The 22,064-nt window shown below is 63.4% G+C and carries 14 protein-coding genes; 1 reads left to right on the forward strand and 13 read right to left on the reverse strand.

Features of this window, described 5'->3' with window-relative positions; all coding sequences use genetic code 11:
- Window positions 1-11 precede the first annotated feature (11 nt).
- The 4 genes from egtB to F3J24_RS21365 form a co-directional block, all read right to left on the reverse strand.
- Window positions 12-1,310 (reverse strand): ergothioneine biosynthesis protein EgtB, encoded by a 1,299-nt coding sequence (egtB, locus tag F3J24_RS21350; protein WP_167010433.1) that lies wholly within the window; start codon window positions 1,308-1,310, stop codon window positions 12-14.
- Window positions 1,311-1,314: 4 nt separating this feature from the next.
- Window positions 1,315-2,226, reverse strand: a complete 912-nt coding sequence (egtD, locus tag F3J24_RS21355) for an L-histidine N(alpha)-methyltransferase (RefSeq protein WP_167010514.1) — start codon at window positions 2,224-2,226, stop codon at window positions 1,315-1,317.
- Between the two features lie 475 nt (window positions 2,227-2,701).
- Window positions 2,702-3,316: an OmpW family protein gene (locus tag F3J24_RS21360; RefSeq protein WP_167010435.1), complete on the reverse strand. Its 615-nt coding sequence runs from the start codon at window positions 3,314-3,316 to the stop codon at window positions 2,702-2,704.
- 203 nt (window positions 3,317-3,519) lie between these two features.
- Window positions 3,520-4,536 (reverse strand): DUF808 domain-containing protein, encoded by a 1,017-nt coding sequence (locus F3J24_RS21365; RefSeq protein WP_167010437.1) that lies wholly within the window; start codon window positions 4,534-4,536, stop codon window positions 3,520-3,522.
- Window positions 4,537-4,678: 142 nt separating this feature from the next.
- On the opposite strand from F3J24_RS21365, the gene F3J24_RS21370 reads away from it, so the two are divergent.
- Entirely contained in the window at window positions 4,679-4,888 is a 210-nt protein-coding gene (locus F3J24_RS21370) for a hypothetical protein (RefSeq protein WP_167010439.1), read from the forward strand.
- A gap of 33 nt (window positions 4,889-4,921) precedes the next feature.
- On the opposite strand, the gene F3J24_RS21375 is transcribed toward F3J24_RS21370, so the two are convergent.
- The 9 genes from F3J24_RS21375 to purL all read right to left on the reverse strand — a co-directional run bounded on the left by F3J24_RS21375 (window position 4,922) and on the right by purL (window position 21,988).
- On the reverse strand, window positions 4,922-6,127 hold the full coding sequence (locus F3J24_RS21375; RefSeq protein ID WP_167010441.1) for a VWA domain-containing protein: 1,206 nt from the start codon (window positions 6,125-6,127) through the stop codon (window positions 4,922-4,924).
- 2 nt (window positions 6,128-6,129) lie between these two features.
- Entirely contained in the window at window positions 6,130-8,721 is a 2,592-nt protein-coding gene (locus tag F3J24_RS21380) for a DUF5682 family protein (protein ID WP_167010443.1), read from the reverse strand.
- A 53-nt stretch (window positions 8,722-8,774) separates the two neighbouring features.
- Window positions 8,775-9,857: an AAA family ATPase gene (locus F3J24_RS21385; protein WP_167010445.1), complete on the reverse strand. Its 1,083-nt coding sequence runs from the start codon at window positions 9,855-9,857 to the stop codon at window positions 8,775-8,777.
- 37 nt (window positions 9,858-9,894) lie between these two features.
- Window positions 9,895-11,634: a DUF5691 domain-containing protein gene (locus F3J24_RS21390; protein ID WP_167010447.1), complete on the reverse strand. Its 1,740-nt coding sequence runs from the start codon at window positions 11,632-11,634 to the stop codon at window positions 9,895-9,897.
- Window positions 11,631-13,010, reverse strand: a complete 1,380-nt coding sequence (locus F3J24_RS21395) for an SWIM zinc finger family protein (protein WP_167010516.1) — start codon at window positions 13,008-13,010, stop codon at window positions 11,631-11,633. The genes F3J24_RS21390 and F3J24_RS21395 overlap by 4 nt, the downstream gene beginning before the upstream one ends.
- 410 nt (window positions 13,011-13,420) lie before the next feature.
- Window positions 13,421-15,733, reverse strand: a complete 2,313-nt coding sequence (locus tag F3J24_RS21400; protein ID WP_167010518.1) for a TonB-dependent siderophore receptor — start codon at window positions 15,731-15,733, stop codon at window positions 13,421-13,423.
- Between the two features lie 486 nt (window positions 15,734-16,219).
- The gene (locus F3J24_RS21405; protein WP_167010449.1) at window positions 16,220-17,272 is read right to left on the reverse strand and encodes a FecR domain-containing protein; all 1,053 of its coding nucleotides are present in this window, start codon (window positions 17,270-17,272) and stop codon (window positions 16,220-16,222) included.
- Window positions 17,269-17,778, reverse strand: coding sequence for a sigma-70 family RNA polymerase sigma factor (locus F3J24_RS21410; protein WP_167010451.1), 510 nt, complete (start codon window positions 17,776-17,778; stop codon window positions 17,269-17,271). Before F3J24_RS21410 ends, F3J24_RS21405 begins: the two co-directional genes overlap by 4 nt.
- 199 nt (window positions 17,779-17,977) lie before the next feature.
- Window positions 17,978-21,988 carry a phosphoribosylformylglycinamidine synthase gene (gene purL, locus F3J24_RS21415; RefSeq protein WP_167010453.1) on the reverse strand — a complete coding sequence of 1,337 codons (4,011 nt, stop codon included), beginning with the start codon at window positions 21,986-21,988 and terminating at the stop codon, window positions 17,978-17,980.
- Window positions 21,989-22,064: the final 76 nt, after the last annotated feature.

The following is a 22,064-nucleotide window of genomic DNA, read 5'->3' on the forward strand; positions in this document are numbered from 1 at the left end:
GGCGCGCGACTTCACACATCGCGCGCTAGGCGCAGTCCCGTCATCTGCCAGCGAGCCGTTGCAGGAAAGAAATTGCGGTAGGTCAGCCGCGCATGGCCGGCAGGCGTGAGGCAGGAGCCTCCGCGCAGCACGTACTGGTTGACCATGAACTTGCCGTTGTACTCCCCCACAGCGCCCTCGGCCACCCGAAAGCCCGGGTAGGCGGCATAGGATGACTGCGTCCACTCCCAGACCTGGCCGATTCCCGATCCCTGACAGCCAGCCGACGCCTCGGGATGCAGGCCGGGCCGGGATACAGGCCATTCATGCAGGCCCATGGCCACCTCCCACTCCATCTCCGTCGGCAGGCGTGCACCAGCCCAGCGCGCATAGGCATCGGCCTCGAAATAGGAGATATGACAGACAGGCCGCAGCGCGTGCAGAGCCCTCACGCCATAGAGGCTGAACTCCTGCCAGCCCCCGTCACCTGCATGGCCTTCGGCATCCCTCCAGTAGCAGGGGTGGCTCAGTTGCTGGGCCTGGCACCAGTCCCAGCCCTCGGCCAGCCACCATTGCGGCTGGCGGTAGCCGCCATCCAGCACAAAGCGCAGAAACTCGCCATTGTTCACCGGCCTCGATGCAATCTGTGCAGTCTGCACATAGACGCTGTGCCTGGGCATCTCATTGTCAAAGGCGAAATCGCCATCGCCATAGCCTATGCGGTAGATGCCGGCCTCCACCGGCTGCCATGTGAGGTCTGCATGGGCCGGCCCGGAATCCGTCTCGGCCGGTGAGTCCGCTGCATAAGCAGGCCAAAGCGGGTGGCAGGAAAGCAAATGCTTGATGTCGGTGAGCAGCAGCTCCTGATGCTGCTGCTCGTGCTGCAGGCCCAACGTGATGAGCTGGGCCACCGCCTGCTGCGTCGCAGGCTTTCTCTCTTTCATGGCCGCCATCAGCGCCAGCATCTGCTCATCCACCACGGCGCGATAAGTCATGATCTGCGCCAGGGACGGCCTGCTCAACAAGCCCCGCTGGGCTCGCGGATGCCGTGCCCCCACCTGCTGGTAGTAGGAGTTGAACAGCATGCGATAGCTGGCATCGAAAACCTGATGCCCCTGCTGATGCGCAGCCAGTACAAAGGTTTCAAAAAACCAGCTGGTATGGGCCAGATGCCATTTGGCGGGACTGGCATCGGGCATGGATTGCACGCAGGCATCTTCGGCGGACAGTGGCGCTGCCAGCTTTTGCGTACAGGCTCTCACCCGCTCGAACTGAAGCGCCAGCGCCGTCCAGTCCATTGCCTCGGACGAGACGAAAAGGGGCTGAACCATGGCTTCAGGCACGTGCATGAATGACGGCAAACCATTGCTGTTCATCGGTCCAGACCTGGGGAGCGGAAAAGCCCGCATGCGCCAGCATGGAGAGAAAATCAGACAGAGGATACTTGTAGCTGTTCTCCGTGTGGACGGTCTCGCCCTGGGCAAAGTAACGCACACCTTGAGGCCAGCAAACCATGACGGGGCGACGGGCGCGCAAATGCATCTCTATGCGAGAGTTCCGGCTGTCGAAGCGCGCCTCATGCGCCCAATCCTGAAGATTGAAGTCACTGCCCAGCAGACGGTTTGCATGATTGAGCACATTCAGGTTGAACTCGGCGGTAACGCCCTGTTCATCATCGTAGGCAGCCAGCAAGACCGGAACCGGTTTGGGCAGATCGATACCGATCAGCAGCCCGCCGTCACCCTCTACGAGCGAATGCATGTGCCGCAGCATATGCAGCGCCTGCTGGGTGTCGAAGTTACCGATCGAAGAGCCCGGATAGAACAGCTCACGCCGCGCCTTCGGCACGCCCGGCGGCAAATGCCAGTCCCCCGTGAAATCCGCCGCAACCGCACGCGCCCTCAGTCGAGGAAAGTCCTGCTCCAGCCTGGCCACCGCGGCCTGCAGGAACTCGACCGCAATATCCACCCCCAGAAATTGCTGCGGCCCCACGCTGCGGCACAGGCGTCGCACCTTTTCGCAATTGCCCGCGCCCAGCTCTATCAGCACCTGGCAGCCTTCCATAGCCTGGGCGATCTCCAGATCGTACCGGGCCATGATGGCAGCCTCGGTTCTTGTGGGGTAGTACTCGGGTAGCTCGGTTATCTGCTCGAACAAGGCGCAGCCGCGCGCGTCATATAGGAATTTGGGGGAAATCTGTGCCTGCCGCTGCATCAGCCCTTGTGCCAGCTCTTCACACAGCGGCATCTGCGGGGCTGTGCAAGGCTCTGCGGGCAGGAGCAAGGAGGCCAGAGGCAATGGAATGCGCCCTGCGCGAGACAAAGACTCGATGGATGCTGCCTGCCTGTCCGGTATCGCGCGCATGCTGATTCTCCTGATGAGTCGATCGCGCGATACAGCCATTGCCCGCGCCATCACTGCCAAGACTGCTTTGGGCCCTAAAGCCTAGCGCTGTCGACGACAGGCGCAAGTAGGACTGAAGCCAGCGATACTTTTACTGCATGTGCCTGCAGCAATGCTGACAAAGCCAATACTGATCCTGGAGCTCACCAAAAAAAATCGGTATCCCGCACTCGCGGAACACCGATTAAACATACACCCTAGCCTCCGGAGCCATCAGACCATGTCGGCCTGCTGACCCCGATGCACCACAGAGCCTGCGGTGCGTGCCTCACCTGCGGGAAGAAGGCCGCAGATGAGAACACTCTTTGCCGTGAAACTATCAGAAGCGATAGCCCACGCCCACGCCGACCAGCCATGGGTCGACCTTGAACTTGGTGTCCTGGAACACGCCGGCTCCCGTAACCTTGGTGCCCAGATAGACCTTCTTGACGTCGAAGTTCAGCGACCAGTTCTTGTCCAGCGCATAGTCAAAGCCGATCTGCAGCGCGCCACCGACGCTGTTCTTCTTCACGGTCACGGCGCCATCGAGAATGCTCACATTCGAGAAGCGTGTGTAGTTGACACCTGCACCCACGTAAGGCTTGAAGGCACCGAGGTTGGTGAAGTGGTACTGCGCCAGCAAGGTGGGAGGCAGATGCTTGAGCGTGCCGATCTTGTCGCCATTCAGGCGTACATCGTGCTTCTGCGGAAAGGTCAGAATCAGCTCGGCGGCGATATTGGGCGTGAAGAAGTACGAAACATCCAGCTCGGGCATCCATTTGTTGTTGATGCTGACGCCGGCATCACCTGCGGGGCCGCCGTTTTCGCTGTTCAGATGCACGGCACGCGCCCGGACCATCCAGGAGCTGGAGCCGTCAAACGAAGACTGGGCAAAAGCGGTACCGGCAGTGAGGGCGCTGGCAGCAGCGGCAATCGCGATCAGAGTTTTTTTCATGAGCTTTTCCTTGAAGAGATGGGCAGAAAGCTTGTTCGCCTTCCTTGGTAGTGATTGAAACAAAGCCACTGCCTGGCAGCTTTGTTCCACGTCAACCCGCAGACCAACACCTCAAAGAAAAAGACCGGCGTTGCCCTTCGGCCACGCCAGTCTTGAATGCTGATGCAGCGCAAACCTCTGCACTGCCGGCAATGCTAGATGCGCTACTGGTGCGTGACCTTGGCCGGACGCAGCTTGCGCCAGAGCGCCAGACAGATAACGACAACCCCGCCGATGGCAGCCCCCACCAGCACATGCACCAGCACCGTGCCCAATGCCGCGACAATTCCGCCCATGGGGACGATCACCTGCTGCACCCAGTGTTCAATCGGCCCTATGCCGTGCACCAGCAGGCTGCCGCCCACCATGAACATGGCTGCCGTGCCGACAATCGACAGCCCGCGCATCAGCCAGGGAGTGAAGGCGATCAGGCCACGACCGACGGCCTGGGCTGCGCGGTTGCTGCGCCTCATCAGGTCACCACCCACATCGTCCATGCGCACAATGCCGGCCACCAGTCCGTAGACGAACATGGTGATGGCCAGGGCCACTGCCACCAGCACCGCAGCCTGCTCCCAGATGGGCTTGGTGGCTACCGTACCCAGTGCAATCGCCATGATTTCGGCCGACAAGATAAAGTCCGTGCGCACAGCGCCTTTGACTTTCTGCTTCTCGTACTCCATCGGATCCATCTGCTTCTCACGCGCGGCGCGCACCGATGAAGGTGCAACACCTTGATGGGCCGCTTCCTCGGCATCCACCACGGCATCATGCGCATCATGCTTTTGGTGCTTGTGAAACAGATCCAGGATCTTCTCCACGCCTTCGAAGCACAGAAAAGCGCCACCTACCATCAACAAAGGCGTGATCAACCAGGGCACAAAAGCGCTGATCAACAGCGCGGCAGGCACCAGGATAGCCTTGTTCAGCAGCGAGCCCTTGGCCACCGCCCAGACCACAGGCAGCTCCCGGTTGGCCTTCACTCCCGTGACCTGCTCGGCATTGAGTGCCAGATCGTCGCCCAGCACGCCGGCCGTCTTCTGCACCGCCACCTTGGTCTGGGTAGCCACATCGTCCAGAATCGCCGTGCTCTTGCCTGCCGCAGTCTTGGTCATCAAGGCCACGTCGTCCAGCAAGCTAGCAATATCGTCTAGCAACATCAAAAGGCCGGCACCTGCCATCGCTTCTCCTGGTGGTTTGCAAAATCGCCATCATGCCTGCAAACCGTGCCACGATTGCGACAGGAAATTGCCAATCAGCTGCGCGTTCGCCGCGGCACTGGCTTTGCAGCGACAATGAGCGCCCTTATCGAACGGAAACCCTGTGACTCAAGCCATCGCCCATGCCGAACTGATTGCCAGCTACCGCAAACTTGCCGCAGAGGCCGCCAAGAAGGCGGAACTGGTCAAGGCCGCTGCAGGCAAAGGCCCCAAGACCATTGCAACGGTCAGCGAAACCGCTGCCAAGGCCGCACGCCGCCGTGATGTGATGGTCGCCAGGCTGGCCAAACTCGGCGTCGCTCTGCCGGACTGAGCCCGAGCAAGCAGTCTTCTTCCGGCCGTCTTCCTATTTGCTGGTCTTGAAGCCCTGTGTCGCCGCCCAGGCGGCCACATCGTCACGGCGAATGGCCGCTGCCATGAGCTGCGGAAAGGCGTCGGGAGTGCAGGCAAACGAGGGCACGCCCAGTGCCGCCAGCTTGGCCGCCAGTTCCGCGTCATAGGCCGGAGCTCCCTCGTCGCTGAGCGCCAGCAGCGTGATGAACTGCACGCCGGCTTCCACCAGCTCGTTGGCGCGGCGCAGCAGGCCCGACTCCACACCGCCTTCGTAAAGGTCGGAGATCAGCACCAGAATGCTGTTGCGCGGCTCGCTGATCAACCCCTGGCAATAGCCGACCGCACCATTGATATCGGTGCCACCGCCCAGCTGTACGCCAAACAGCACATCGACAGGATCGTCGAGTTTTTCCGTCAGGTCGACCACGGCCGTATCAAACACCACCAGCTTGGTGGCCACGGCCGGCAGACTGGCCATCACCGCACCAAAGATGCTGGAATAGACCACCGAGTTGGCCATGGAGCCACTCTGGTCAATGCACAGGATCACCTCGCGCTGCGGGCGGCGCGCCTTGCGCCCATAGCCAATCAGCGTCTCCGGAACAATGGTCTTGTATTCGGGCTGCCAATGGCGCAGGTTGGCGCGTATGGTGCGATTCCAGTCGATTTCGGCATGGCGCGGGCGTCGGTTGCGCTGGCTACGGTCCAGTGCCCCGGCCACGGCACTGCGCATGGGCTCCTCGAGCTTTTTCATCAGCTCGTCCACCACCTTGCGCACCACCAGCCGCGCCGTGGCCTTGGTGTTCTGCGGAATCACCGAGCCCAGCGAAATCAGATCCGCCACCAGATGCACATCGGGCTGCACGTTCTCCAGCATCTCGGGCTGCAGCAGCAGCTCGCGCAGATTCAGGCGCTCCATGGCATCGCGCTGCATGACCTGCACGACCTGGCTCGGAAAGTATTTGCGGATATCGCCCAGCCAGCGCGATACCGAAGGCGAGGAGTTGCCGCGTCCGCCCTTGCGCGATGACAGCTTGCTGTCTTCCTCATACAAGGCGGCCAGCGCCTGGTCCATCTCCTGCAAGCGGCCCGTCACACCGCCGCAACTGGCGTCAGCGGGGCTTCCCAGCACCATGCGCCAGCGCTGTATCCTCGTGGTGGGCTGCAGCTCTTCGGATTCCTGTTGGGGCTCGGTCGCCAAGTTTGCTGTTTGCTTCATCGTCACACCTTGGCCGCAGCCGCATCAAATTCGGTAGCTGCCTGGGCTTTCCCCATCAGCGCCTGTGGCAGATTCAAGCCCAGCAACTCATTGAGCACGGGCAAGGCCAGCAAGGCACGCGACTCATCCCAGGGCGCGGCATCGTCCGCAGCACCTACGGCAGGACTAGGTGCCGCAACGCCTCCCATAGGCGTTCGCTTGACCTTGTCGCCCAGGCTTTGCCGCTCGTGATTGCTGAAGGTCGAGAAGCTGCGCCGCACCAGCGGCAGAATCTGGGCAAACTGCACCTCGCCCAGACCGCTGAGCCAGGCATCGACAGCACCCCAGATGGACTCGTCATGCAGCAACACCAGCGCCTGCTGGTTCAGGAAACCGTCCAGCCAGGCGGCCACATCCATGGGCGCCGCGCCCAGCGAAAGATTGCGGTTGAACTGGCGCACGATTTCAGCGCTTTCCAGCAACTGCTCGTCCAGCAGCAAACGGCAGGCCATGCCGCGCAGCAGTGCCGCTGCGGCATCCCCCATGGCCAGGCTGCGCAGCGCCAGGCGCCAGGCATCCACCGCCTGTTGCGCCTCGCCGTCGCTGGTGCGCAGCCGCAGGGCCTCGTGGGCTGCCAGCACCTTGGTCTTCATGGCGGCTGCAGCATCCTCATCCATGGCCATGCAGGCAACAGGCAGGCCGATGGCGGCGCGCAGCACCAGCGAATCGATCACGCCCGCCAGCAGGGCCGTATCCGTCTGGCGCACGCTGCCATAGCGATAGACATTGGCCAGCGGCGGCAAGGCCTGCAGCAGCTGGGCCACATCGCCCGTAGTAGCTGCACGCTGGGCCAGCGTGGCGATCAGGGCTTCGACCAGCTGCGGCAAATCGGCCAGCAACGCATCGTCGATGGCCTGCGCGATTTCGGGCAGCGAGGTCTCGGGCGTCAGGCTGGAGCGCAGCTTGGCCGTAGCGGCCTGAGCCACGGTCGCGCCATGCACGCTGGCCTCGATGATGCGCACCGCCAGCTCGGGCTCCCACTGCAGCTGCCAGCTTTCGCGGAAGGTGCCCCGGTTGCGCTGGGCATCGGTGGCGCGCACGCCCCAGTCAATGCCGAGCAAGCGCAGACGGTGCAGAAAATGGCTGCGCGCCAGATCCGTGTCCTTGCGCAAATCCAGCGCCAGCAGCTTGCTTGCCGCCTCGGGCTTGAGACGCAGCGACTTCTGCTGCTGCTCGATATCACGCTGCAGCGGCACCTGAGGAACATCGGCAGGCACCTGGCCCAGCACATGACCGACGGTCAGTTCCTCGTCGATCAACCTGAGCGGTGCGTCCTCGCCCATGCAGATCACGGTGACGATGGCCTCGTTGATTTCGTCCAGGCCGGGCACGGGCTGGCCGCGCAGCGCCGCCAGACTCTCGGACAGCCGCGTGGCCTCGATGATGTGGGCGCTGGAGCAGTCCAGGTCCTTGTCGCGCAGCAGATGGGCCACGCGCGTGAGCCAGCCCGCCGTACGCAGCGTGGCCGGAGAAACCACGTTTTTGATAGCTGCTTGCGCTTCACCATCAAGCGTTTGAGGCTGATTTGACTCTAAACCAGGGGACGACTGATAGCACTGCCACAGATGCTGATACCAGCCCGGAGAAGTCACACCCGCGCCATAGCCACTGCTGCTGGCCAGGTTTCGATAAGTCCAGGGGGCCCAGGTAGCGAGCACCTTGGCCTTGGGCAGGCCCTTGAGCAGGGCGCTGTCGACCTTGGCCGTCACGCTGGCCCTGAGCGCCGGCACATGCCAGGCACCGCAGACCACGGCAATGCGCTGGTGACCGGCCTTGCTCGCCTCGCGAATGCACTGGCGCATATGGGCTTCGCGCAGTGCTTCGCGCTTCATGTATTCCTCGCCGCGCCAATGTTCGCCGTCCTTGGACAGTTCTTCGCGAGCAGCCGTCATCACCTCGCCAATGCTTTCAAACAGTGCTTCGCTGTCGCCGCGCTCCTCGACCAGACGGTTCCACCAGCTCTCGCCATCGTCAAAGCCTGCGGCATGGGCCAGCCAGTCCAGCGGATCGCGGTGCAGATGCCGGGCAGCGTTTGCCGGAACCTCTTGAGGCGGCTCATGCGCGTCGCCATCCTGCATATCGGCAAGTGCCTCGGCCGGTGCCGCATCCGGCTCCTGCCCCGCATCGCTTGCTCCGTCCTCGGTATCCGCTGGCTGCGCTGCTTCATCGGCTTCAACGGCTTCCTGCGCCGCCTTCTTCAGCGCTTCGCGTCGTGCAAACTCGATGGCCATGCCATGGGTCTGCGGCAGGTCGATAAAACGCGTGGCAACACCCTGGCGACTGGCCCACTGCAATGCCTGCCATTCGGGTGAGAACTCGGCAAACGGATAGAACGCGGCCTGGCTGGGCTCGTCCTGCATATAGACCAGCATGGCCACGGGCGGGCGCAGCTCGGCGCTTTGCAGCATGGGCAGCAGCGCCTCCCCCTCGGGCGGGCCTTCCACCAGCAAGCAATCGGGCTGCAAGGCCTCAAGCGCCTGCAGCAGACTGCGAGCGCAGCCCGGGCCGTGATGGCGTATGCCGAAGAAATGGACGTTGTCAGCGGAAGTGGCCATGGGCTCGATCAGCAGTCACATGAAAAAAGAATGGGAAAGCCCCGAGAAGTACGTCAGATCTGCTCGCGGCAGGCGCGGTACAGATCCTTCCAGTCGCTACGCTCCTTGACCACGGTCTCCAGATATTCCTTCCACACCACCGTGTCCTGCACCGGGTCCTTGATCACGGCTCCCAGCAGGCCCGAGGCCACATCGGCCGCGCGCAGCACGCCATCGCCGAAATGGCCGGCCAGCGCCATGCCGCTATTGATGACCGAGATGGCCTCCGCCGTGGACAGCGTGGAGCTGGGCGACTTCACGCGCACGGTCTTGCCGTCCTCGGTCTGGCCTTGGCGCAACTCGCGGAAGATCTGCACCACACGGCGCACCTCCTGCAGCGCAGGCGGCTCGGTTGGCAGCTGCAGCGCCCGCCCCTGCTCGGCCACGCGCTTGGTGACGATCTGCACCTCCTCATCCTGCGAGGCGGGCACAGGCAGCACCACGGTGTTGAAGCGGCGCTTCAGCGCGCTCGACAACTCGTTGACGCCTTTGTCGCGGTTATTGGCCGTGGCAATGACCGAAAAGCCCTGCACGGCCTGGAACTCCATGGACAGCTCCGGCACGGGCAGCGTCTTTTCGGACAGCACGGTGATCAGCGTGTCCTGCACATCGGCGGGAATACGTGTGAGCTCCTCGATGCGCGCGATCTTGCCCAGCTTCATGGCGTTGACCAGCGGGCTGGGAATCAGCGCTTTCTCGGACGGGCCGTGGGCCAGCAACTGGGCATAGTTCCAGCCATAGCGCAACTGCTCCTCGCTGGTGCCGGCCGTGCCCTGAATCAGCATGGTCGAATCGCCGCTCACGGCCGCAGACAGATGCTCGGAGACCCAGGACTTGGCCGTGCCGGGCACGCCGTACAGCAGCAAGGCACGGTCGGTGGCCAGCGTGGACACGGCAATCTCCATCAGGCGCGGATTGCCGATGTACTTGGGGCTGAGCTCAAACCCGTTGCTGAGCTTGCCACCCATCAGATACTGGAGCACGGCCCAGGGCGAGAGCTTCCAGTTGGGCGGGCGCGGACGGTCGTCCACCTTCTGCAGGGCATCGAGTTCTTCGGCAAATTGCGCCTCGGCGTGCTGACGTAGTACTTGGCTCATGATGACTTTCGGGTTGAATGCAGAAAAATTCGAAGGCTTAGGCGCCCAGTGCGGCATGCAGGGCCAGGCGCAGATCGACGATACGGTTGAGTTGCTCGAGCACGCGCTCGTCATCCCAGGGGCGCAGACGGGCGCGCTCCAGCCGCGCCTGCTGTTCGGGGGTCAGACCGTTTTGCGCCGCCTCTTCGGTGGCATCGGACACTTTGGACACCAGTTTTTGCCAGAGTCCGGCCAGCCGCGACGGCGCCTCAGCGGCCTGCTCCGGCATGGTCGCTTCCGGCGCTGGCTCAGGCTGACGCCAGAGCCGCACAAAGCGCGGCAAAACGGCCGGATGCAGGCGGCGCGCGCAGGCCAGCACGGCCTGATCGGCCTGCCAGCTATGCCAGCTGCCTGTGGCCTGCTTGCCGCCCAGCGCCTTGTCCAGTGCGTCCATCAAGGGCTCAGACATGGATTGAGAAAACACGCCAACCACCGGCATGCTGCTCTCGATAGTGTTGATGCGGTCCACCAGGCTGCCCTTGGCCTGCTGCAACTGCGTCTGCCACAGCGCCTCGCGCTCCTGCTGGCTCAACCGGTCCAGCAGGGCCGACAGCAACGCCTGGGCTCGTGAATCGCGCTCCATGGTCTGCAGCAGCGCAATCCAGCGCACATCGGGCTGATCGCGCAGTGCCGCCAGCCAACCCTGGCGCAAAGCGGTCTTCCAGTCGCTGCGGCGGCTCCAGTCCCAGAGCTGCTCGGGCGTCATCTCCAGGGTCAGCAGCCAGAAATCGATGGGCGCAAGCTCCACCATCTGCTGCAGCCACCAGGCTTTCACGCCCTTGATATAGGCCGGCGGCTGCAGTGCAATGCCGTCACGCTCCCAGTCCTTGCTGCCCTCCTCGGGCGGCTCGATCTGCCATTCCCCCTTGGCATTGCGGCTCAGCATGGACTGCAGCCAGCCCAGGATGCGCAGGCTGTGCGCGCTTTGCGGCAGACGCGACAGCAGACGGGCCGCGTTCTCGCGGACCTCCTTGCTGCGATCGGTCAGCAGCTTTTCCAGCAGCGGCTCGTCCGCCATGGACAAGCCCACGCCCAGGGCCAGCACCATGGGCGCACGCTCCTTGGCATTGAGTTCCTTCAAGCTGGCTTCCAGTCTGGCACGCGCCTGGTCGGCATCGGTCTCACGTTCGCTGTGCAGCAGTGCCACGCGCTGCTCGATGGAGCCCTCCTGCCAGATCAGCTCGGCATTGGCCGTCTCCTGCACGCCGCTGGCATAGCTCCATTGCGGGTTGAGCCCGGCCAGCCAGCGTCCTCGCTCGCCCAGCACCGGCGTCAGCCAGGCACGCAGCTCCACCGAGCGACGGCCTTCGTTCAAAGCATCGACCAGGAGCGCGTAAGGCAAGCGCTGCCCAGCCTGATCGAGGGCATGGAACATCGGAGCCAGCATGTTCTCCGGCCCATGCTGCAGCACATCACGCATCAGGCCGTGCAAGCGCTCATCCTCGGGCCCGCGGCGAGACTCGTCGGCAGGCAATGCCGGAGAGCTCAAAGGCGCACCGAGCCTGACCTGCGCACCGGGCTGCCAGCCCGCCCGCTCCAGGACGGCAGCGACGGCGCTGGCCCTCAGCAGCTGTGCGGCCGTTGATGCAGCCGGCTGCAGCCAGGCGGCTTGCATGGCTTGCAAACCGGGGCTGGCTGCGGCATCGACCTGCGCGGTCAACACCGCAGGCACGGCCAGCCTGTCCGCGCCGACCAGACTTGACTGCTGCAGCGCAGCCCATAAATTGGCGCTGCTCATCGCATCTCTCCTTGGTTCTGCCAGATGGGGGACAGGGCCTGGCTTTGAGCATCCTGCTGCCAAGCGCTGAGCAAGCGCCAGCGCCCCAGTTGCGGCCCGGACTCCCACTCGCCAAACAGGGCCAGAGGCGTGCCGCCGCTCAGCGCCAGCAGCCGCCAGGCTTCGTCATCGGCAATCACCGCAGGCACGGGCGCCGCCTGGCTCTGTCCTGTGGGCCAGCTCACCAGCCATTGTCCCTCTACATACAGCAGTTGGGCATTCGCGCACCACAGCGGCTGCACCGGCTGCAGCACATTGGCGGCAATGCGCTCGCCCAGTTGCTGCAACGGCTCACCCAAAGCCTTGACCGTCAGGGCAGCGGCATCGCAGCTGTCGAGTGCTTCAACCCCATTGACCGCAGCCGCTCGCAGGCTCGCCCTGCCAGGGTAGAAGCTCAAGGCTGTGCGGTAAGCGCCGCCGCTCACCCAGGCCGTCTCGAACCCGCGCCCGCCCTGGGCATAGTCCAGCAGCAGTGCCGTGCGCCCGGTATTGAGGCCCTGCAGCCAGACGCGGCGCTCCAGCAGGCGACCCTCGCGCTCGATCAGGCGCTGACCCAGCACCCGCCAATCGTCGCTGATGGTCTCGCCACGGGCCTGCACTTCGGCCTTGTCCATGGGCCAGCCCAGGGCAGCCATGACGTCGGCCTTCACCTCGGGGCTCAGCGAGTCACGCCTCTGCACCGCATCCACCAACAGCTGCCAATGGCCAAGCTGCACCAGCAGGTCACGCGGCCAGGTCGGGTGGCTGTCCACCAGCTCCCAGGCTTCCCTGATACGCGCGGCCATGCCCGTGGCCTGGGCATCCACCATGCGTGCCGCCATGGTGTTCCAGTGCTGGCGCGCCTGGCTGTCGCCGGCCTGATTGGCCAGGCCGGTGCGCACCATGTCCTGCATCCATAGCGACAGCTCCTGCATGCCGCCAGCAACCTTGTCCCAGCGCTTGTCCTCGCGCTTGGCCTGCTGTCTGGCCAGAGCTTCCTGATCCGCAACTGGCGCAGCGGCAATGGCGGCCGCCTTGGCCTCTTTCTGCTCGGCTTTCTGCAGACGACCACCCAGCCAGTTGCTGACCCATTCCGGGGGCTCGCCACCCTCCGGCACCTGGCCGCCTGCGCGCAGCAGCATCAGCGCCAGCCCGTGCTTGCAGGGGAACTTGCGGCTGGGGCAGGAGCACTTGAAGGCCGGCCCACTCAGATCGACCTGAGTCTGATACGGCTTGCTGCCGCTGCCCTGGCATTCCCCCCAGACCGCAGCATCATTGCTGCCTGTGTTCGGCCATTTGCTCAGGGACTGCAGTCCCTTGGCCGCCTTGGATGACGCAGCATCCGGCGACAGCGCCAAAACTTCCGCTTCCGTTGCTAATACACGCGACACCAATGTCTCCCGTCCCGAATCGACGCAATATCTTGATAGTTCGAGGCGCTTACGCACCAAGGGCGAGTGCAGGACTACCCTCGGAAAACCTCGTCCGCACTTTGCTGAAACAGTGCTTTCAGCGCGGCAAAAACTGTGGTTTGACAGACCGCGCAAACCGTTGCGCGCAATGCGTCAGCCTATCATCGCCATGGCCCTGCGCCGATGAAAACGTGCAAAAAATCAGAACATAGTGAAGCCGGGTGACATGCATCAACCGGCTTCTTCGCCAATCTGCGGCGCCGCTGTTACCGGCAAGCATTCAGTCCGCCGACGCTGCTGCAGATGCAAGTACCGACTCCGCAGCAGCCACGCCATGGCATGCTTGCTACTTTTGCTTACCAATAGTATTTGACGCTCAGATTGGCCTCGCGGTCGACACCACGGAAGATGCCCGCGAAATAGGTCTTGTTGAACAGGTTGTTGATGTTCAGTGCAATGCGGTATCTGGGCGTGTCGTAGGCCACGGCCAGGTCGGCCACGGTGACCGCGTCGTTGAAGTTCAGACGGCCATCCGATGCCACGTTGTAGGGTGAACGGCCTTTGTAGCGCACACCGCCGGCCAGCATCAGACCGGGGAAAGCGCGCGGGCGGTAGTCCAGCCAGATGCTGGCCGCATGGCGCGTGGTCTGCAGGGTCTGGCGCCCCACTTCGGCGGCGCGGGTACTTTGCGTGGTGCGAGGGTCCAGCCAGGTGTAGCTCAACAGGCTGCTGAGTTCTCGCGTCAGGCCGATGCGCGCTTCCAGCTCCAGGCCGGTGGAGCGCACTTCGCCGGTCTGGATGCTGAAGCGCGGATGGGCCGGGTCCTGCGTGATCACATTGCTCTGGCGCAGATCGAAGACCGAAGCGGTGATCAGCGTGCTGCTGCCTGCGGGCTGATACTTCACGCCCACCTCGTACTGCTTGCCGCGACGCGGGACAAACGCGCTGCCGTCATAAGCCAGGCCGGTGGTCGGATCGAACGAGGTGGCATAGCTCGCATAAGGTGCCCAGCCGCTTTCGAACTGGTAGAGCAGGCCGGCGCTGCCCGTTGTGTCGCTATCGCTGATACGCGGCTGCGTGATGCTGTTCTGCGTGGTGCGGGCCGTATCGTGGCGCAGACTCAGATTGGCAATCCAGCGCCCGTACTGCAGCTGGTTAAGCGTGTAGATGCCGGTCTGGCGCAGGTTGGAGTAGCTGTCCTCCAGCTCGGGCATGGCGATGGACTGGCCGTATAGCGGAGCATTCAGATCCAGATCGGGTACGTCCCAGCCAAAACCCAGGCCGCCACGTTCCCTGTACCGCGTATGGTCCAGGCCGAAAGCCAGACGGTGCTGCAACTCACCCCAGTGCAAGTCTTTCTGCACGCGGCTGTCCATGGCCAGGGTCTTGCCCTTGGTGCGCTGGGCCAGATTGGCGCGCGAGATGCTGTGGCCGTCGGCCAGCACGTCCATGGCATAGATGTGACGGTAGTCGATATCGATGGTGGAATAGCGTAGGTTCTGGGAGAGCTGCCAGCCGCTGTCGGTCAGGTGTCCGAACTCATAGCCTATCGACTTGGTGTTGCGGTCGAAACGGTCAAATGCCGGATCACCAGCGGTCAGCCTGGATGACAGGTTCTTGATCTGGGGGTAGGTGAACAGACTGGGCCACCAGGACTTGGGCGTGCCGCGCTCGCGTGAGTAGCTTCCGAGCAGAGTCAGATGCGTCTGGGCGGACAGGTTCCAGCGCAGCGAAGGAGCGATGGAGATGCGGTCGTCACGCGAACCCACGGTACGACTATTGCTGTCGCGCCCCTTGAGGTTGAGCCGATACAGCACATCACCGCTTTCACTCAGGGCGCCGCCCAGGTCGGCCGTCAGCTGGGCACGCTGGTATCGGCCGTAGGAGATGCCGACGCTGTTGACATGATCGGCTTCGGGCTTCTTGGACACCACATTGATCACTCCGCCGGGCCGCCCCTGCCCAAAGAGCACCGAGGCCGGTCCCTTGATGACCTCGATGCTCTCGAGTTCGTCGATCTCATCGTTCCACGACCCATAGGTGCCGGCCGAAAACTGGCGCAGCCCGTCCTTGTAGTAGGAGCTGCCGTCGCTGAATCCCCGAATGATGGCACCCGTCATGCGCAGGTCGGCTCCCGTCACCTCCGTGGTGACGCCGGCCGTATACGACAGTGCCTGCTCGATGCTCTTGGGCGCCTGGTTCTTGATCTGCTCCTGGCTCACGATGGAGACGGAACGCGGTGTTTCCATCAGCGTGCTGCCCAGCTTGGTGGCCGTCGGGCGGTCGTTGGCCGCATAGCCGCTCATGGCCGCATCGTATTTCGAGGTTACGGTCACTTCGGACAATGCCGCTGCACCGTCCGATACAGGCTGCCCAATCCTGCGCAGCAGCAAGGCACCTTGTGGCGAACGCTGAGCCACCAGGCCGGTGCCGGCAAGCAGGCGATTGAGGGCCTGCTGCGCCGTGGCACGCTCGTGCACGCCGGGGCTGCTTAAGCCCTGGACCTGGTCCTGCGTGAACGACAGCAACAGGCCTGATTCACGACCAAAGCGATTCAGCACCTCATCCAGTGAGCCTGAGGGAATGCGATAGTCACGAACCTCATCGTTGCCGGCTTCGGCTGCAACTCCTGCAGACACGCCGCTCTGGGCGATGGCCTGGGACGGCATGCCCGTCCATGCTGCAGCAGCCAGGGTGCATGCCAGCAGGCGGACGGCACGAGCCGAGGCCGTGGGAGCCAGTCCTGCGCCCTCTGAGGCGCCTGAAACACAGGACAAGGAAGCAAACGATACCGGGGAAGTTGGCGTAGTAAAGGCCATGGAGGTCAAGGGCCGCAGCCCCAAGAAACAGGAATACACAACCCGTTCCGGCAACGAAACAGATCAGCCCGGGCGATGCGAAACCGCCCTCTTCCTGCATGTCCCGCGAAGCGCGAAAACAGACCACCTTGGAACAAAAAAAATGGAAAGACCAGGGATCAGGCTCCGGCCCTCATTGAATGCTCCAGGCAGTGAAAGAACAAAATAAATAGCACCTACCGCCTGTTCTGTATAGATTTCAATACCTTTTCAATCTGAAATACAGGCATATCAATCGGAAAGCGCTATTTATTTTGAAATGGCAGGAATCCGTGCAAGCCAGCCTCAGCAACCAGCCTAAAGCGCCCCCATGGGGCCGATGGCCAGCTCCTGCCCTCCCCACCAGCGGCGCATGGAGCGCACTTGCAGTTGCAGCAAGGTGCCCAGCGTGGCCATGATGCGCGGCACGTCATCCAGAGGGTAAGTCCCGGAGACTTTGAGACCCGCTACCGCAGGATGGCAAACCAGGGAAACAGTGGTGGCGGGCTGCAGCGCCTGCAGCACGGCATCCAGGCGCATATTGCGCGCCACCAGCATGCCGTCAATCCAGGCCGACTGCTCCTCATATGCCGGCACGGCAGCAGCCACTCCTCGCATATCGAGCCAGGCCTGCTGCCCGGCCGGCAGCACACGCTCTTGCTGCGGCTGCAGCCGTGGCCGCAGCCGCACCGCCCCTTCATAGACGGCGACCAGACTACGCTGTCCTTCGGCGACGTTCACGGTAAAGCGGGTACCCAGAGGCCACATCTCGCCCGCCTCGGTCTGCACCACCAGAGGCCTTGCTGGCTGCTGCGAATCTACTGCAGTCACCACATGGATATCACCCGCCCGCAACAGCAACCGCCGCTCGGTGGCGCCAAAGGCAATATCCAGCGCGCTGCCACCGTTCAGCACCAGTTGCGTGCCGTCTGGCAGGGTCAAACGGCGGCGCTCACCACGCGCCGTACGCACATCGGCGACCCAGTTGCGCCAAGGCAGGTGTGCCTCCATCTGCCAGGCCGCGCCACCGCCAAGCACCAGCAGTAGCAGGGCCTGCACCGCACGACGTCGATCTCCGCCACGCATGGATACCAATGCGGACCTCGCCAGCGCAGCAAGCGGCGTGTCGCCGAGACCTTGCAGGCGCTGCTGCACGGCCTGGATGCGCTGCCAGGCCTGCTCGTGCAAGGGGTCCTGAGCACGCCAGGCATGCCACTGCGACTGCAGCAGGGTGCTGTCCGGCTCCTCCTGCAACTGAAACCACCACTCGACAGCCTGCCTGGCCAGGTCTGCTGGGACTTCTGGCGCCGTTGCCGGCAAGCCCTGCGCAGAGATCTCCGTTTCGGCAGAGGAAAGCCGCTGCTCGTTCATGCGGCTACCGCCGCAAAGCAGCGCATGCCGGCCTGCATCAGGTAGCGCTTGACCGTGGTGATCGAGATCCCCAGTTCCTGGGCAATCTCGGCCTGCTTCATGCCATCGAGCTGGGACAGCAGAAAAGCCTGGCGTACCGGCACAGCAAGGCCATCAAGCATGCGGTCGATTTCGTCCAGCGCTTCAAGCAGCAAAGCCCGCTCCTCGGGGGATGGCGCCAGAACCGGCGGCAACTGAGCCAATGCCTCGAGATAGGCGCGCTCCAGTTGCTGGCGACGGTAATGATTGGCAAGCACGCGCTGCGCCACCGTGGTCAGGAAGGCCTTGGGCTCGCGAGCCGATACCGGCTCCTGACGCGCCAGCAAGCGCAGGAACGTGTCATGCGCCAGATCGCCCGCCTGATGCACGTCGCCAAGTTTTCTTCGCAGCCAGCCGTGCAACCAGCCGTGGTGCTCGGTATAGAGACGGGCAACCTCCTGGTGCAGGGGACTGGTGTTAGTTGGCATGTCGGGTTTCAGCTCTCTTTCGAGATTCCTTGCAATGACTTAATCAATAGTGATTATCATTTAGATTGTAACCAGGTGCAGGCCCTGCCAGCGCTCATACTCGGCAGCGCCTCGGCGCCGCGCTGGAGCCCCCGAACTTCCATGAAAAAAGGCTCTGCAGAATGCAGAGCCTTTTGATTGCACTAGCAATGCCAGGGAATCAACCCAGCCACTTGCGGGCGTTGCGCCAGACGCGCATCCAGGGGCTGAATTCGGACTTGTCACCCGAAGTCCAGCTCATCTGCACATTGCGGAACACGCGCTCGGGGTGAGGCATCATCGCGGTGAAACGCCCATCGGCGGTCGTCACTGCGGTCAGGCCACCAGCCGAGCCGTTGGGGTTGAACGGATACTGCTCGGTCGGCTGGCCGTGGTTGTCCACATAGCGCATGGACTTGACCACCTGCTCGGCATTGCCACGGAACTGGAAGTTGGCAAAGCCCTCGCCATGCGCCACGGCGATCGGCAGACGGGAGCCGGCCATGCCTTGCAGGAACAGGCTGGGCGACTCCAGCACTTCCACCATGCTCAGACGCGCCTCGAAGCGGTTGCTCTGGTTTTGCGTGAAGCGCGGCCAATCCTGCGCACCGGGGATGATGTCGGCCAGTTCGGCGAACATCTGGCAGCCGTTGCAAACGCCCAGACCGAAAGTGTCGGTACGACCGAAGAAGGCCTGGAACTGCTCGGACAGACGGTCGTTGAAGGTGATGGAGCGTGCCCAGCCAATGCCCGCACCCAGGGTGTCGCCGTAGCTGAAGCCACCGCAGGCCACCACACCGGCGAAGTCCTTGAGCTGCGCACGGCCGGACTGCAGGTCGCTCATGTGCACGTCCACCGCATCAAAGCCGGCTTCGGTGAAGGCGTAGGCCATTTCCACATGGGAGTTCACGCCCTGCTCGCGCAGCACCGCCACGCGAGGCTTGGCAGCCACGCTGATGAAGGGCGCTGCCACGTTCTCCTGAGGATCGAACGTCAGATGCACATGCATGCCAGGATCGGTGGGTTCGCCTGCCGCAGCATGCTCGCTGTCGGCGCACACGGGGTTGTCGCGCTGCTGGGTGATCTTCCAGCTCACGGCATCCCAGACCTGGTGCAGATCGGACAGGGTTGCGCCGAACACCTTGTTCGCATCGCGCCACACCTGCAACTCGCCCTTGCCGGCGTCCACAGGGGACGAAGCAGGACGGGTCTTGCCGATGACATGGCTGCACTGGATCAGGCCATGTTCGCGCAGCACCTGCAGCACTTCGGCACGGTCCTCGGTCCTGATCTGCAGCACGGCGCCCAGCTCTTCGTTGAACAGTGCGCGCAAGGTCAGGTCTTCGCGACGGCCGGAGACCTGCTTGCCCCAGTTCTTGCCTTCACCGCTGTCCATGCGGCTGTCGGAGATGCCATCGCCTTCGGTGATCAGCATGTCCACATTCAAGGCCACGCCCACATGGCCGGCAAAGGCCATTTCGGCGGCCGTGGCCAGCAGGCCGCCGTCGCCCCTGTCGTGGTAGGCCAGGATCAGTCCCTTGGCGCGCAGTGCATTCACTGCATCCACCATGGCGATCAGATCCTTGGGGTCGTCCAGATCCGGCACTTCATTGCCCGACTGATTGAGCACCTGACCGATGATGGAGCCGCCCATGCGCATCTTGCCGCGGCCCAGGTCGATCAGCACCAGGGTACTGTCTTCCACCTCGGCGTTGAGCTGGGGCGTGAGCGTGGTGCGCACATCGTCGATGGCTGCAAAGCCGGTGATGATCAGGCTCACGGGCGAGGTGACCTTCTTGGTCTGGCCGTTCTCGCTCCACTGGGTGCGCATGGACAGGGAGTCCTTGCCCACGGGAATAGAGATGTTCAGCGCAGGGCACAGTTCCATGCCCACGGCCTTGACGGTGGCATAAAGCGCAGCGTCTTCACCGGCTTCGCCGCAGGCGGCCATCCAGTTGGCCGACATCTTCACCTTGGACAGCTCGATGGACGCAGCCAGCATATTGGTGATGGCTTCGGCCACGGCCATGCGACCCGAGGCGGGCGCGTCGATGGCGGCCAGCGGTGTGCGCTCGCCCATTGCCATGGCTTCACCCTTGAAGCCCTTGTAGTCGGCCAGGGTCACGGCCACGTCGGCCACCGGCACCTGCCAGGGACCGACCATCTGGTCGCGATGGGTCAGGCCACCGACGGCGCGGTCGCCGATGGTGATCAGGAAGCGCTTGGAAGCCACTGTGGGGTGGGCCAGCACTTCGATCACGGCCTTTTCCAGCGGCACGCCGGTCAGGTCCATGGCGGGCAGCTCGCGCTCCACGCTGGTCACATCCTTGTGCACCTTGGGCGGCTTGCCCAGCAGCACGTTCATGGGCATGTCCACGGGGAACTTCTGGTCGCCGGACTCGACCGCCGTATCCTCCAACACCAGCTGGCGCTCTTCGGTGGCCGTGCCGATGACGGCAAACGGGCAGCGCTCGCGCTCGCAGAAGGCCGTGAACTGCTCCAGCGATTCGGGAGCGATGGCCAGCACGTAACGCTCCTGCGATTCGTTGGACCAGATTTCCTTGGGCGAGAGGCCGGACTCTTCGAGCTTGACGGCTCGCAGGTCAAAACGTGCACCGCGCCCGGCATCGTTGGTCAGCTCGGGGAAGGCATTGGAGATACCACCGGCACCCACGTCGTGGATGGCCAGGATGGGGTTGCCTGCGCCCTGCTGCCAGCAATGGTTGATGACTTCCTGCGCACGGCGCTCGATCTCGGGATTGCCGCGCTGCACCGAGTCAAAGTCCAGTTCCGCGGCATTGGTGCCCGAAGCCATGGAGCTTGCCGCACCACCGCCCATGCCGATACGCATGCCGGGGCCGCCCAGTTGGATCAGCAGCGTGCCCGCCGGGAACTCGATCTTCTTGGTCAGCTCGGAATCGATCACGCCCAGGCCGCCGGCGATCATGATGGGCTTGTGGTAGCCGCGGGTGATGTCGCCGACCTGCTGCTCGTACTCGCGGAAATAGCCGGTCAGATTGGGACGACCGAACTCGTTGTTGAACGCCGCGCCACCCAGAGGGCCTTCGATCATGATCTGCAGCGGGCTGGCGATGTGCTCGGGCTTGCCCACTTCGCTGCCCCAGAGCTTGGAGACGGTGAAGCCGGTCAGGCCGGCCTTGGGCTTGGAGCCACGGCCGGTTGCGCCTTCGTCACGGATTTCGCCGCCGTTGCCGGTCGATGCGCCGGGGAAGGGCGAAATCGCCGTGGGGTGGTTATGTGTTTCCACCTTCATCAGCACATGGTTGGTAGCCGCCTGCTTCTGGTAGCTGGGGGCGCTGATTGCGTCTGCCTTGGCATCGAACTTGGCAACAAATCGCTCGACCTCATGGCCTTCCATGATGGAAGCGTTGTCGGCATAGGCCACCACGGTGTGCTGGGGCGAGCAGGCTTCGGTGTTGCGGATCATTCCGAACAGCGACTTTTCCTGCTCCACGCCATCGATGGTGAACTTGGCGTTGAAGATCTTGTGGCGGCAGTGCTCGGAGTTGGCCTGCGCGAACATCATCAGCTCCACATCCGTGGGATTGCGCTTGAGGTCGTTGAAAGCGTTGACCAGATACTCGATCTCGTCTTCGGCCAGGGCCAGGCCCCATTGCTTGTTCGCGGTTTCCAGCGCTGCGCGGCCACCGCCCAGCACATCCACAAACTCCATGGGCTGTGCCGCCAGGGTAGTGAACAGTTGCTCGGCCTCTGCGCGTGTCGCAAACACGGATTCGGTCATGCGGTCGTGCAGAAAAGCGGCGATCTGAGCGGTCTGCTCTGTCGACAGCTCGGGCTTGCCGCCCAGCAGGCCGGACTTCATGTCCACGCGATACTCGGTCATGCGTTCCACACGGAACACATTCAGGCCGCAGTTGCGGGCGATATCGGTGGCCTTGGAGGCCCAGGGAGAGATGGTGCCCAGACGGGGGGTGACGATGAAAGCCAGGCCTTCGGCGCTGCCCGTGTAGGGGTCTCCATAAGTCAAGAGCGCCGAAAGGCGCTCTTGCAATGCGGGCGCAACTGCGCCCTCGGTGGCAACCAGGTGCACAAAGCGTGCAGATACGCCGGTGATCTTGGGGTGGATGGCGACCAGATCGGTCAGAAGCTGTTGGGCGCGGAACGAGCTCAGGGCGTTTCCACCCTCAAACTGTGTCAGATGCAATGTCACGTGGCGGCCTGTTTATGTGAAGGCTGTTGAAAAGCGTCCTGGCCAATCCCCTGCCTGAGAGGACCGGGCCAAAGCG

The organism is Comamonas sp. Tr-654, assembly GCF_011752915.1.
Taxonomy (GTDB): domain Bacteria; phylum Pseudomonadota; class Gammaproteobacteria; order Burkholderiales; family Burkholderiaceae_C; genus Comamonas.

What these genes read in the sequence shown, in the direction of transcription:
- F3J24_RS21385 (WP_167010445.1), bottom strand. Translation starts at nt 9,857, where the DNA reads ATGAGCCAAGTACTACGTCAGCACGCCGAGGCGCAATTTGCCGAAGAA.
- F3J24_RS21410 (WP_167010451.1), bottom strand. Translation starts at nt 17,778, where the DNA reads ATGCCAACTAACACCAGTCCCCTGCACCAGGAGGTTGCCCGTCTCTAT.
- F3J24_RS21400 (WP_167010518.1), bottom strand. Translation starts at nt 15,733, where the DNA reads ATGCCGTCCCAGGCCATCGCCCAGAGCGGCGTGTCTGCAGGAGTTGCA.
- F3J24_RS21390 (WP_167010447.1), bottom strand. Translation starts at nt 11,634, where the DNA reads ATGAGCAGCGCCAATTTATGGGCTGCGCTGCAGCAGTCAAGTCTGGTC.
- F3J24_RS21405 (WP_167010449.1), bottom strand. Translation starts at nt 17,272, where the DNA reads ATGAACGAGCAGCGGCTTTCCTCTGCCGAAACGGAGATCTCTGCGCAG.
- egtD (WP_167010514.1), bottom strand. Translation starts at nt 2,226, where the DNA reads ATGCCGCTGTGTGAAGAGCTGGCACAAGGGCTGATGCAGCGGCAGGCA.
- egtB (WP_167010433.1), bottom strand. Translation starts at nt 1,310, where the DNA reads ATGGTTCAGCCCCTTTTCGTCTCGTCCGAGGCAATGGACTGGACGGCG.
- F3J24_RS21365 (WP_167010437.1), bottom strand. Translation starts at nt 4,536, where the DNA reads ATGGCAGGTGCCGGCCTTTTGATGTTGCTAGACGATATTGCTAGCTTG.
- F3J24_RS21380 (WP_167010443.1), bottom strand. Translation starts at nt 8,721, where the DNA reads ATGGCCACTTCCGCTGACAACGTCCATTTCTTCGGCATACGCCATCAC.
- F3J24_RS21375 (WP_167010441.1), bottom strand. Translation starts at nt 6,127, where the DNA reads ATGAAGCAAACAGCAAACTTGGCGACCGAGCCCCAACAGGAATCCGAA.
- F3J24_RS21360 (WP_167010435.1), bottom strand. Translation starts at nt 3,316, where the DNA reads ATGAAAAAAACTCTGATCGCGATTGCCGCTGCTGCCAGCGCCCTCACT.